This is a genomic window from Paenibacillus sp. VTT E-133280 (assembly GCF_002264385.1).
GTDB classification, from domain to species: Bacteria; Bacillota; Bacilli; order Paenibacillales; family Paenibacillaceae; genus Paenibacillus_AQ; species Paenibacillus_AQ nitricinens.
The window spans coordinates 22,755-35,906 of sequence record NZ_NFUX01000047.1 but is presented as its reverse complement, the minus strand read 5'-3'; the positions used below and the strand labels follow the sequence as shown (position 1 = coordinate 35,906).

Below are 13,152 nucleotides of genomic sequence, written 5' to 3'. Positions count from 1 at the left end.
TCTCGGACGCAATTGACAACTATACTAATACTAAAGGTGTTACCCCCCATAATCATAGGAAAACACACGCAAGATCTAGGAATTCCCTATGTCTTCCCATGTAATAAGACTTCTTCATAGGTAATCCAATATTATTCATTAAAAAGATTTCACAATATGGACGATTACGAATGATCTTTTTTTAGATATGCGCATACTAAGCTCCATATTTTGAAACTTGCTTCAAGTTGAATCGTAAGTTTGAAGATAGGTCCTGAAGTCTACTGATTCGACGAACTGATATACCATACTTGTATAAAACACGCAGTTATGTGCACTTATGCAGTAAATCGAAGCTTATGAGACCTAAAAAAAAGACACAGCACAGCGGAGAGGAGCTATCATTAGTGGAGTATTACCGCAAGAATGTAACAGACAGTTTACAGGAAGTGCAGAGTACAACTAACGGGCTTACGTCGGCAGAAGTCGACAAACGACTGGAACGTGATGGTTACAATGAATTAAAAGGAAAGAAAAAAGACCCCCTCTGGAAGCTTTTCCTTGAAAATTTCAAGGACCCTATGGTGGTCGTACTGCTTATTGCGGCTATTGTCCAGATTATTATGGGTCAAGTTATGGAGTCGCTTATCATATTCCTCGTGTTGATTCTCAATGCAGTTATAAGTGTCATCCAAACTCGTAAAGCAGAGAGTTCACTCGATGCCTTGCAGCAGATGTCAGCACCCGAGGCTAAAGTGTTGCGGGATGGAGCCTTAAAAACCGTCCCTGCCAGAGAGCTTGTTCGCGGTGATATCGTATTACTGGAGGCTGGAGATTTTGTACCTGCCGACGGCCGCATCATAGAATCGGGAAGCTTGAAGATCAATGAAGGCATGCTGACCGGAGAATCCGAAGCTGTAGAGAAGCATACGGATCCCATCGCGAAGGAATCTCCACTCGGAGACCGTCGTAATATGGCGTTTAGCGGTTCTTTGGTTGTATATGGCCGTGGAACTCTTGTAGTAACAGGAACTGCACTGACAACCGAAATCGGCAAAATCGCTGAACTCATTGAGAGCGCCGAAGCCAAGCAGACGCCACTACAGCGTAAGCTCGAAACCTTTAGCAAGCAGCTGGGTGTAGCGATTATCGTGCTGTCCGTTTTGATCTTTGCCATCCAAGCCGGACGTGTTTGGCTGTCGAATGATACAGTAGATACCACGGAAGCCATCCTGAATGCCCTAATGTTTGCAGTCGCTGTGGCAGTCGCCGCTATTCCTGAAGCCCTATCCTCGATCGTAACGATTGTCTTATCCGTAGGTACGAATAAAATGGCTAAGCAGCATGCGATTATTCGTAAGCTACCAGCCGTCGAAGCACTTGGATCAACCAGTGTCATCTGTACGGACAAAACCGGTACGCTAACCCAAAATAAAATGACGGTTGTAGATTACTTTTTACCGGAAGGTGATCGTGATCAATTCAATCAAGAGCCCGAAGAATGGTCTGAGGAAGCCCGGCGCCTCCTACACATTGCCGTGCTTTGTAACGACTCTAACATTAATGAGGATGGTAAAGAACTAGGCGATCCAACTGAGGTGGCACTTATTGCCTTCAGTAACAGCATAAATAAAGATTACAAGGAAATACGCGACAATTTCCCTCGTGAAGCCGAACTTCCTTTTGACTCGGACCGTAAGCTGATGACGACCTTACACACGTTTAACGGACAAAAAGCAGTGATCACCAAAGGCGGACCAGATGTACTCTTTAGTCTTTGTACGCATGTACTACTAAGTGGACAAGAAGTGCCGATGACACCGGAGGTTCTTAATCGTTTCATTGAAGCCAATGAGGAATTCTCCAGCAGAGCACTACGTGTCCTTGCCTATGCTTACAAAACCGTACCCAATACGGTCACAGAAGTGGGCCTTGAGGATGAACAAAACCTGGTGCTCGTAGGCTTGACAGCTATGATTGATCCCCCCCGGGAAGCTGTCTATGGCGCGATCGCAGAATCCAAGAAGGCTGGAATTCGGACCATCATGATTACTGGTGATCATAAGACAACCGCCCAAGCGATCGGACGCGATATCGGCCTTATGACGGAGAAAGAAATTGCCGTAACCGGCCAAGAGCTTGATGCCATGTCCGACGAAGAACTGGATAATAAGCTTGAGCAGATTGGTGTGTACGCCCGAGTCTCCCCGGAGAATAAGATCAGAATTGTCCGGGCGTGGCAGCGAAAAGGCAAAATCACAGCCATGACCGGTGATGGCGTAAATGACGCACCTGCATTGAAGCAAGCAGACATCGGTGTTGCCATGGGTAGTGGAACTGACGTTGCTAAAGACGCGGCTGCCATGATTTTGACCGATGATAATTTTGTATCCATTGTGAATGCTGTATCTGTGGGCAGAACGGTATTCGACAATATCAAAAAAGCGATCGCCTATTTATTTTCAGGCAACCTGGGTGCGATTATCGCCATTCTGTTTGCCCTGATCTTCGACTGGATTAATCCCTTCACAGCGATTCAGCTTCTATTTATCAATCTGGCGAATGATTCACTGCCCGCCATTGCTCTTGGTATGGAGAAACCTGAACCTAACGTGATGAACAGAAATCCAAGAGAACTGAAGGAAGGTATATTTGCCGGAGGAATGATGCAGGCTATTATTACTCGTGGTCTACTTATAGGTATCGCCGTAATTATATCCCTGTATATCGGACTCCAGCATTCCCCTGATATGGGCGTGGCCATGGCATTTACAACCCTGATCCTGTCTCGTACGCTTCAGACCTTTGCCGCTCGCTCGAACAGTCAAACAGCTATTGAAGCTGGGTTCTTCAGCAACAAATACGTCATCGGAGCCGTTCTGGTCTGCTTTGCCTTTTACGGCATTGCAGTTCTTCCAGGGGTTAGAGAAATCTTCTCGATTCCGGCTTCATTCGGAATGTCCGATTGGCTGATTGCAAGCGGTCTGGCACTCGGTGCCGTCATTCTAATGGAATTGACGAAGATTGTTCGCAGAGCGTTTACTCCTAAATCAGCTTCTTGATCACAATTGAACAAAAAGACAAAACAGCGATTCTCCAAGGATGGAGAATCGCTGTTCTTCTGTCATTTACAGATCTAGATTAAAGCATCTGTATTATGATTAGATGAACAGGGTTTAAAATCATTATTTTATATTCTGACACTTGACTGTTAGCGCTTCATCTACGATAATTACAACCTCACCCAAAAAACTGGGACTGGAAGAAAATTGATAGTGAAATGGGGCGGTTGTTATTAGCTGGTTAAGTGATCTATATAAATTACAGAAGCGGGAGCTAAAAAAGGACATCGAACCCTCTTTAGTCAATGCCATCTTTCGGATGTATGATAGATTTCCCAGGATTGGACTTAAAGAGCGGATCGGCCAGCAAGATATGTCTCTGGATATCGCTGATGCTTATATTGATGGTAGAAACGCAATGATTGAAGCTGGAGTCGGCATCGGTAAGTCCTTTGCATACCTCATTCCCAGCCTGCTCATTAACCAAGTCTCAAGGCAACCGATCATTATTGCAACATCCTCCATACAGCTTTCAGAACAGATTCATAAAGATCTGAGATTCATTGGAAGCCGGCTCGGATTTACATCGGTTCGCTCCGTAGTCGGAAAAGGCATGGGGCAATATGCTTGCCGATACAGGGCAACAGACCTTTTACAACCTGATGATTCAAGCTCTCCTCTGTCTGCGCTCGCCCAGCGTATTGTAAATTATGACATTGATGAGCGAGCAGATATTAAGGGCGGGGTTAGTGATGCAGTATGGTCTAATGTTTGTGTGAATGATTGTAAATTTGAACGATGCCATTATAAAAGCACCTGTTCATTTTACGAAATGAGAGCAAAGATTAACGCCGACGCCAGCGACATGGATTTTATTATTGTCAACCAGGACCTGCTCATCCGTGATTTGATCAAGAAAAAAGAAGGAACGAAGGGATTAATCACTGAACGGCCAGCTCTGATCGTAATTGATGAAGCTCATAATCTGGAAGCAAAGGTTAGAGATGCTAGAACGCTCGAGTTTACATACCGGGGAACCTGCCGTATTCTGGATGACACCTTACAGATTCTCTTCAAACAATCCGCAGATAACGGCCTTTTACCGCAATTTAAATTTTTAAAAAGATGCGTGGGTCATATTTTCAAACAGGTAGAGGCGGATTTGCTGCAAACAGCCAAGCAAGATAATGACCGGATAAAAGTGTCGGAGATCTCAGGGATTCCGTTAAAGCGGGGGACTCAGGTTTTGAAAGAGTTTAGTCTCAGCTTATCCGTCTTAACTTCCAAGCATGAGCGAGAGATCGATAATCTTTTTGAAGCAATGAACGGACTTATAGATCTCTTTGATGTACTCGCCGGAGTACAGGATAGCTACCTGATTTGGGGAAGCAATACCCAGCGTGAGGCCACTATTAGTATCTGCCCTAAAGGCATAAGCCAGTTTCTTAGGTATACCTTATTTAACGGGAAGACATCTGTTATTTTAACGTCAGCCACCATGTGCCAAACCGGGGAAACACTAGAGGAACAATATGCATATCTGACGCAGTCGCTCGGTTACAAGGGAGATTATATGGAGCGCCAGGCTTCGCCGTTTGATTATGACAACCACACCATGCTATATATTGCTAAAGATATCCCTTACTACAACCATCAGAACAAGGTAGGTTATCTTGAAGCGGCATACAAGGAAATGCTGAGGCTCTGTAATTTAACGGACGGACGGACATTGGTTCTTTTTTCAGCGAAGGAAGATATGAGATACATTCATAATAAGTTAAAATCCGAGAAGCTTGCATGGGCGGTGCATGTTCAAAGAGAAGGATCGTCTCAGGACGGAGTGATCGCTGAATTTCGTGGCAGTAAAGGCGTCCTACTTAGTACCGGTGTATTCTGGGAAGGCGTGAATATCGAAGGTTCTGATTTGTCGCAGTTAATTATTTTCCGTCTGCCCTTCCCTGTTCCTTCCGATCCTGTCTATGAATATAAAGCATCTTTGGCAAAGAATCCCTTAAATGACGTTTTTGTACCGGACATGCTGCTTCGGTTAAGACAAGGAACCGGGCGACTGATCCGTAGTGAGACTGACCTTGGTGTACTCAGCATACTTGATTCCCGTCTGTCTGCTGCTGCGAAAAAGGATTACAGGGATAAGGCACTGGACTCTTTACCCTTTAAAAAGGTTACCGAGGATTTTAGAGTGCTGGAGAAGTTTGTAAAAGAAAAAGAGATACAACTTAGTGATACGTAGAGAGATGAAAAAAAGTAACCCATCCGCAGATAAGTCGCTTCTAAACCCTGTAACGTTATCAGGCAATTAAACTACTTTATGTTTGAATACCCGCACCGCTAATAAATACGCAGGTTTGGCATTATAATCTGCATTGGCGTATTCTAATATTAGGGACTATTTAACCTATTTACATCATGGGATTTAGAAAGTATTGGACTTTGCTTTGTTAAGCAAGCTCATCCGGCGGGTCTCCTGCCTTAAATGTGATTTCCGCCAAACTTGTAGCGAATGCCTAGCGCACCTAAAAAGTGCCCAATTTTGCAATACTGCAAAATTGAGCACCATCAAATTCACCCAAGCCGAAAGATATGCTCCTCCCTAATTTTCCCTCCGTAGAGCATCAACGATACTCACTTTATTCAATCTATACATCGGCCCAATCGTTGCGAGGAAGGTTGTAATCATCGAACCGGCAAAAGCGATGCCGATACTGTACCACGGGAACACCCAATCTGTATCCAAAGCACCTCCAAAAAGGAAGTGTATTCCGTAATTCAGACACGTACCTATGATAATTCCGATAACGCCGGCAAACAAACCATAAAATATGCCTTCTAAAATAATCATTTTCCTTACTTCATGCTGGGTCATGCCGATGGCCTTAAGGGTTGCAAATTCTTTTGTACGAAGAATAAGATTCGTACTTACTGTATTGATAATATTCAGGAAAGCAATTAAAACGATAACACCTATAAAACCGTAAAGCAAAATACTGAAAGTTATTGCATCGTTTTTAGCTTGAGCAACCTCCGTCACTCGATCAAGATAGTTAAATCCAGCGTCTTTAACATTTAATAATTTTAAATAGTCCGTGATTGCTTGGTTCGATACATCAGGATTAGCAAGAATAAACATTCTGGAATACGCGTCGGTACCCATAATATTGGAATATACTTTAGGAGTCGTAATGAAAGAAAGAACTTCACTACCGTTATATTTCTCCGACAACAAATCATGATCGACGATTCCTACCACTGTCACGGTTTGGTATCCTTTTTGGCTTCTGTCAAATGTTCGAACTTTGATGCGGTCCCCAACTTTAAATTGGGTTGAATCGATAATCAGCTGTTTTCCTTCATCCGTAAGCACACTTATTTTTTGTTGTATGATAACGCCGTTCTCCCGGTCCATTTGCTCCTTGTCGATCTTCCCGGACGTGAGTTTTGATTGCAGATCATCCAATCCATTGTCCCCATAGGACACAAAGGAGTTATTACTTGTTCGATATCCCTCTCCATCATCAACGACATATCGATCTTTTCTTAATTCATAATATTTGGGATTGACCTTATCTTTAGGGATAATTGCCATTACTTGATTACTGTAAAATTTATAGACCTGCTCAACAGCATCAAGCTGGGCAACATGCTGATACACCGTATCATCTATGCGTTTTGAAGGACCATCGTAGGAAATCGAATAAGAATACTGCGCACCTGAGACCTGTGTTGATTGCTGCATGAACTCAACCAATCCACTAAAGACAATAAATAAAATTATGCTAATAATCATGGAAAAGGCTGTGATCCGGAAACGATTCTTGTTCCGCTGTAAATTTCTGCTGGCGAACTGCCCTACGAAGCCAAATAGCTTTTTAACAAAAAGGGCCTTTTTGACCTTTGTGATATGTTCAACCTTCGTTCCCCCTGTACTTTTAAGCGCTTCTAGGGGAGATACGCGAGCTGCTTGTTTTGCTGGTCGAATGGCGGAAATAAATACGCTCAGCAAGCCCAACACCCCGGCTGAGATCAGAATCGGCATGGAAATGACCATTCTCATATCCTTTAAGAAACCTAACGTTAACAAACTGATATAGTAGAACAATAACTTCATAAAAAGGGTTCCTGTAAGAAGCCCGATGGGTATGCCGATTAAACTCAGCAGCGTCGCTTCTTGCATCACAATTTTACGAATTTGGGTTGGTGTAGCTCCGATGCATCTCAACATGCCAAATTGTGAAATCCGTTCCAGTACAGAAATATGGAAAGTATTATAAATTACGGCAATCGTGCAAGTCATAATAATTGTAATGATAGCAGCGAACGCGAGGATTAAGCTGTGATTCACACCCTCATAAGTGCTCTTGCCATACAATTTAAGCAGTTCGTTGTTGTACTCTATTCTCACGTTCATCCTGGAATAATCCTTTCCCAGTTGCTGAGCAGAACCGACCTCGACTTTATCCATCTGCAAAGAGAGTGAGGACATCATGTCTTCCGTTTTCTTCTGAATGTCATTCAAAGATTTCATCTTAACGTAAACGAAGTGCTTTTTATTGTTGTCGATGGTCTTGTGATCATCGAAAGTAATAGCAGGAAAGATGTAACTGGAAGACCAATTCCCCGTTGGCGGCTTCATAAAACCGACGATGGTATATTCTTTTTGGGATTGAGCTTGGAAGGCTTCGTCAAGATCCCAACCAAAATCACCAAGTCCGTTAATTTTTATGTCTTCTCCGGTGGACGCAACCTTCCGAATCCCAAGCTTCAGATATATCGTATCGCCAAGTTTCGGTTTTTCTGAAAAGTAACTCAAACTCGGTGATGAAAGGACAATTTCATTAGGATTTTTAGGCATCCTTCCCGAGTCGAGCTGTACCTGAAGCATGTTTATTGCATTTGCATCATATCCCTTAACATTCATGTACCGGTAGGGTGCGGCATACGGATCTTCCAGCTTTTCCTTCTCTGTTGTTTCCTTAATGACAGTATATCCTTCTCTACTAATGATGCCAGCACTTTTTACGGATGAATTATTTTTCACTTTCGAGACCGCTTCTCCTGAAATGCCATTGAAGGAGACGTGATAATCTCCGAAGTCCCGCATAGTTTGTCTGATTGATTTATCCCAATAACTCATCCCGATCGTTCCAATGGACGTAAGCAGTGTAACCGACAAGATAATACCGAAGATCGTAAGCAGCGTTCTTTTTTTCTGACCCTTTAAGTATTTTCCAGTTAGAGCTGTGTAGCTTTTCAACGTTCACTCACCTCATTTGGTTGGTGAAGTATTCCGTCTTCAATTCTTACCACTCGATCTGCAGTTTTAGCAATATCCAGATCGTGGGTAATCATGATCAACGTCTGATTGTATTTTTTCACAGAAAACACAAGTAATTCCATAATTTCTTTACTGCTTTTACTATCCAGATTTCCGGTAGGTTCATCCGCTAAAATAATCGAAGGTTTATTAATTAGCGCACGGCCAATGGCCGTTCTTTGCTGTTGTCCACCTGACAATTCGGATGGAAGATGGTGTTTTCGTTTAGACAAACCTAAGATACCCATCAGTTCCTGCACATAGCCTTCATCTACTTTTTTGTTCTCCAATAACATCGGTAATTTGATATTTTCCTCCGTGGATAGAACCGGAATCAGATTGTAGGATTGAAAAATAAAGCCTATTTTTCGTCTTCGGAATATGGCGAGTTCCGTTTCGCTTTTGGCATAAAGATCTGTTCCATCAATGATGACCTGTCCACTAGATGGCTGGTCTACTCCACCTAAAAGGTGCATTAAAGTACTCTTTCCTGATCCACTTGCCCCCACGATAGCAACAAATTCCCCCTTTTGAGCGGAGAAATTGACGTTTTTTATAGCATCCACCTTCGCCTCTGCACTTCCATAAGTTTTGCATAAATTCACAGTTTTCAGTATCTCCACTTTGTTTTCCTCCTGAGCTTATCTTCACTTTGCATGTTTGTTATTATAAACATGCAAGCTTACAATAAAGTGAAGGGGAAGCTTACGTTATCGTAAGCTTCCCCTTATCTATCCCCTTTATTAAACGAAATTCTGAATTTCGCCCCTTGCCCTGGTTCACTAGCAACGGTAATTATACCACCCTGTTCTTCAATAATGGACTTAGATAAAGATAGGCCAATGCCAATACTTTGTGACTTTGTTGTGCTTCCGCCTCGATAAAACCGTTCAAATATGTGAGGCAAATCTTCTGGGGAAATGCCTTCCCCATGATCTTGAATGTGTATCGTTTTAAACAATGAATTTTCTTCTAAAGTAATATCAATTTTGCTCTCTGTTGGCGAATGCTCCAGTGCATTTTTAATTAAATTTATAAAAGCTTCAGTCAGCCACTCTTCATCTGCCCAAACGTACATTTGTTGGTCGCCATATATGCGGATCTTCTGCGTTCTTTCCTCGGATAATATTCGCAGCGATTGTACCGCATGATCGATCACTTCCCTTACCAGGATGCGTTCCCTACGAAACTTAATTGCACCGGCTTCTACTCGTGCCAGCTTCAATAGACTAATGATCAGCCATTCCATTCGCTCTAGCTGCTGTCGGCTCCGTTCCAGAAACTTCATTCTCATTTCTTTTTTCATATGAGGGTCATTCAGCAAATTTTCATTAAAAACGATGAGGGATGCTAGAGGTGTTTTGAGTTGATGTGAAATATCGGAGAGCAGGTTGCGCAGAAATGTTTTTTCTTGTTTGAGTTGCCCAAGACTGTTGTGTAACCTTTCAGCCATCGTATTAAAGTTCCGTCCTAATGCGCCAAAGTCCCCTTCATCGTTTTCCGGAAGTTGCTTATCAAAATGATGTTCGACAACTAGCTCCGCGGCAAAGGATATGGTTCGAATTTTGCTAAATATTTTGCGGTATTCCCATAACAATAACAGTAGAAATGGAATACTTAATAGCAAAACTTGACTTGCTGTTATCAAGGGTAAAGCATTATTCGCGAGTACAGGCTGATCTCTTTCGGACATATCTTCCTTATAGGCATATTGCGCCAGAATTCGTTTTCCCTCTAAGATTTCATTTTCTTTCGCCCCTTGAGTGATAAAAGGAATAATCTCGTTTTCTAACTGAGGAACTTGCTTCAAAACGAAACCTATCAGCGCAGCATTCTGATTAACCACGGCCTTATTTATCTGGTCGACTTGATGACTCATAAAAAAGAACATAAGAACCGCTAACATAACTTGCATTATAATGACTTTAACGACGATAGACTTCCACTCTGGATTTCGGACAAATTCATTCATGCTTTATCGCCCTATAACAGTTGCATTCCATTTATATCCAACCCCTCGTACAGTAATAATATATTTCGGAGCAGCAGGATTATCCTCAATTTTCTCTCTTAACCTTCTGATATGGACCGAAAGGGTGTTGTCATCAATGAAATCTCCTGACATATCCCATAGACTGTTAAGGATGCTGCTTCTGCTGCAAATTTGTTTGGGGTGAGTCATTAACATCAACAGCAATCGATATTCCAGCCCAGTTAACAAAAGCTCTTGATTGTGTTTATGAACAGTTCCTTCGAGAACCCGAACTTCAATATCATCAGATATCCATCTATCCACTTCATCCTTAAGCTTGGGTTTGCGCCTTAATACGGCTTTCATTCTGGAGATAAGTTCTTTGGTTCGGATTGGTTTGGTCATATAATCATCCGCTCCCAAGTCCAGACCGGCAACAACATTTGCCTCTTCATCCAAAGCCGTCAAGAATATGATGGGGTTCTGAGAGGATACCCTGATTTCCCTGCATAGGTCATACCCTGAACCATCAGGTAAATTGACGTCTAACAAAATTAAATCGACGGCAACTGTCTTTAATGCTTTTCTGGCTTCTTTTATGCTACCAGCAACTACGACCGTATAACCTTCACTCGTTAAGGTATATTCGATACCAAATGCCAAGTTTTCATCATCTTCAACCAGTAAAATTCGATTCATTGTGCACCTCATTTAACTTAGACCATTTTAAAGAAAGCTTACTTGCTGTCCTGCAGAAAAAATATTTCTATATCATTTCACATCATTTAATCATTATTCAAGATATGCCATAATTACCTATCACCTATTTGATGAAGTATCTCTATTAAAAGCTAAGACAAGAATCATTGCAAGGATGCAAAACGTTCCAATCCATTGGAACCATCCCAAAGGCTCCTTTAACCAAAATACGGTTGTTAATACGGCCGCCAACGGTTCCAAGCTTCCCAAAAGACTGGACTCTTTGGGAGATAAGCTGTTTAAGCTTTCAATATAAAACCAAAAGGCAAGCATCGTTCCAAAAACGATGACGAATATCAAATATAAGCAGGCTTCTAACGGTAAGCCTTTAATATTCATCTGCCAAGGAGGGTGAACAAAACTTAACGCAACTCCTCCAATCAGCATCGCCCAGCCAACAATGACTACTGAGTCATATTTTTCAAGAAAGCGAACAGCATACAAGGTATAGAATGCAAGGGCAATCCCGGATAGTATTCCCCAAACAACTGCATCAGAGGGTACAGATAATTGAGACAATGAGCCATTAGTTAACAAGAAAAAACAACCCAGCAAAGCGAGTGAAACTGTATACATATCTTTCCTTGTGGGAATTGATTGTTTGCGGGCTAATAAGTATAAAATAATCATTACAGGAGCTAAATATTGCAATAACGTAGCTACAGCAGCGTTTCCACTTTCTATCGAAGCCATATAGGTATATTGAACCCCAAGCATACCCACTAATCCAAAAATTAAAAGTTGAAATGATAATTTTTTATCTTTCCAGATCTCAAAAATTTCAGTAGCACCTTTTTTTAAAATGTGAACAATTAGAAGCAGTAATCCTGCGATGAGTAGACGGATTGTAACGAACCAGCCCATATCGATGCCGTATTGTTGGAATAGCTTTTTTGCAACCGTTCCTCCGATTCCCCAAAAAACCGCTCCAGTAATGATGAAAAATATTCCTCTTCCTTTATTCATATGTCAACTCTCCATCAAAGTATTATAAAAGTAGCTTACTTACACTATAATAAAGAGGAAAGCTTTAAATATATACTAGGATCAAATCATAAAATATAAGCATATTGAGATTTGAGGTAATATGGATGCAAACGAAAAACTTTAAGATTGGTCAAAATTTTAAAGAGCTGACAGAACATCGAACTACAGTCTTACCTATCGCATGCTATCGCACAACTATTCGTCAAAACCTAAATGGATATATCCCTATGCACTGGCATGAAGAGTTTCAATTTGTTGTTATCATGAAGGGTCAAGCCATTTTTCAGATCCAAGACGAAAAAGTGAAGCTGGACGTAGGTGACGGAATTTTTATTAATAGCGGTTGCCTGCACCTGGCAAAAGATGATAACCACTCACAATGTGAGTATATTTGCTTAAATGTTTCGCCTAGTTTCGTTCTCTCTCAAGAGCTCTTTCGGACTTATGTATATCCTTATATCGAAGCAACTAACTTATCCTATATCATCCTGTCCGCAAGGGAAAGTTGGGCAAAAAACATCCTTGACGCGATTTTGGAAATTGACCGGCTGATCGATCAAAGTCCAGCATTATATGAAATAGATATTACAATGCAGTTAACTCACATATGGAGAAGCTTGGTGGTTAGCGGTTTTAAATTAGAGTACAAAGAAGCAGATATGTTGAAGAACCACAGAATGAAGCAAATGCTGCATTGGATCCATAACCATTTTGCTGAAAAAATCATTTTAGAGGATATCGCAAGGGCTGGGCAATTAAGCCGGTCCGAATGTTGCCGATATTTTAAACGCTTTCTAAAGAAGACACCTATGAATTATTTGATGGAGTACCGTATTCAAAAAAGCCTTATTTTACTGCAACAACCCGAATATAATATTACGGATGTTGCCTATCAGATAGGATTTAATAGCACAAGCTATTTCATCGGTCAATTTAGAAAATCAATGAACATGACACCTTTAGCCTATAAGAAGCAGAAGAAGATAACGTATTATACTTAAAACTTTCATTATAATAACTGCTGGCATCCGTCACATAGGTATCCTGGAAGTAAGCAGTCC

Annotated in this window: 8 protein-coding genes; 3 read left to right on the top strand and 5 right to left on the bottom strand. The window is 41.6% G+C overall.

Annotation, left to right across the window (positions count from 1 at the left end):
* Positions 1–386 precede the first annotated feature (386 nt).
* Together CA600_RS19595 and CA600_RS19590 are read left to right on the top strand one after the other, a co-directional pair.
* Positions 387–3,041 (top strand): cation-translocating P-type ATPase, encoded by a 2,655-nt coding sequence (locus tag CA600_RS19595; protein WP_094872227.1) that lies wholly within the window; start codon positions 387–389, stop codon positions 3,039–3,041.
* Positions 3,042–3,360: 319 nt separating this feature from the next.
* Positions 3,361–5,292 carry an ATP-dependent DNA helicase gene (locus CA600_RS19590; protein ID WP_256989921.1) on the top strand — a complete coding sequence of 644 codons (1,932 nt, stop codon included), beginning with the start codon at positions 3,361–3,363 and terminating at the stop codon, positions 5,290–5,292.
* A 360-nt stretch (positions 5,293–5,652) separates the two neighbouring features.
* Here the strand turns inward: CA600_RS19590 and CA600_RS19585 are convergent, their stop codons facing one another.
* From CA600_RS19585 to CA600_RS19565, 5 genes are all read right to left on the bottom strand, one after another.
* Complete coding sequence (locus CA600_RS19585) at positions 5,653–8,313, bottom strand: ABC transporter permease (RefSeq protein WP_094872224.1); 2,661 nt, start codon at positions 8,311–8,313, stop codon at positions 5,653–5,655.
* Positions 8,310–8,996: an ABC transporter ATP-binding protein gene (locus tag CA600_RS19580; protein WP_094872222.1), complete on the bottom strand. Its 687-nt coding sequence runs from the start codon at positions 8,994–8,996 to the stop codon at positions 8,310–8,312. The genes CA600_RS19585 and CA600_RS19580 overlap by 4 nt, the downstream gene beginning before the upstream one ends.
* 104 nt (positions 8,997–9,100) lie before the next feature.
* Positions 9,101–10,345 (bottom strand): HAMP domain-containing sensor histidine kinase, encoded by a 1,245-nt coding sequence (locus CA600_RS19575; protein ID WP_094872221.1) that lies wholly within the window; start codon positions 10,343–10,345, stop codon positions 9,101–9,103.
* A 3-nt stretch (positions 10,346–10,348) separates the two neighbouring features.
* Complete coding sequence (locus CA600_RS19570) at positions 10,349–11,044, bottom strand: response regulator transcription factor (RefSeq protein WP_094872219.1); 696 nt, start codon at positions 11,042–11,044, stop codon at positions 10,349–10,351.
* 120 nt (positions 11,045–11,164) lie between these two features.
* On the bottom strand, positions 11,165–12,070 hold the full coding sequence (locus CA600_RS19565) for a DMT family transporter (protein WP_094872217.1): 906 nt from the start codon (positions 12,068–12,070) through the stop codon (positions 11,165–11,167).
* 125 nt (positions 12,071–12,195) lie between these two features.
* Between CA600_RS19565 and CA600_RS19560 the strand changes: the two genes are divergently transcribed.
* Positions 12,196–13,092 carry a helix-turn-helix domain-containing protein gene (locus CA600_RS19560; protein ID WP_094872216.1) on the top strand — a complete coding sequence of 299 codons (897 nt, stop codon included), beginning with the start codon at positions 12,196–12,198 and terminating at the stop codon, positions 13,090–13,092.
* Positions 13,093–13,152: the final 60 nt, after the last annotated feature.

What these genes read in the sequence shown, in the direction of transcription:
- CA600_RS19590 (WP_256989921.1), top strand. Translation starts at nt 3,361, where the DNA reads ATGTATGATAGATTTCCCAGGATTGGACTTAAAGAGCGGATCGGCCAG.
- CA600_RS19575 (WP_094872221.1), bottom strand. Translation starts at nt 10,345, where the DNA reads ATGAATGAATTTGTCCGAAATCCAGAGTGGAAGTCTATCGTCGTTAAA.
- CA600_RS19570 (WP_094872219.1), bottom strand. Translation starts at nt 11,044, where the DNA reads ATGAATCGAATTTTACTGGTTGAAGATGATGAAAACTTGGCATTTGGT.
- CA600_RS19565 (WP_094872217.1), bottom strand. Translation starts at nt 12,070, where the DNA reads ATGAATAAAGGAAGAGGAATATTTTTCATCATTACTGGAGCGGTTTTT.
- CA600_RS19560 (WP_094872216.1), top strand. Translation starts at nt 12,196, where the DNA reads ATGCAAACGAAAAACTTTAAGATTGGTCAAAATTTTAAAGAGCTGACA.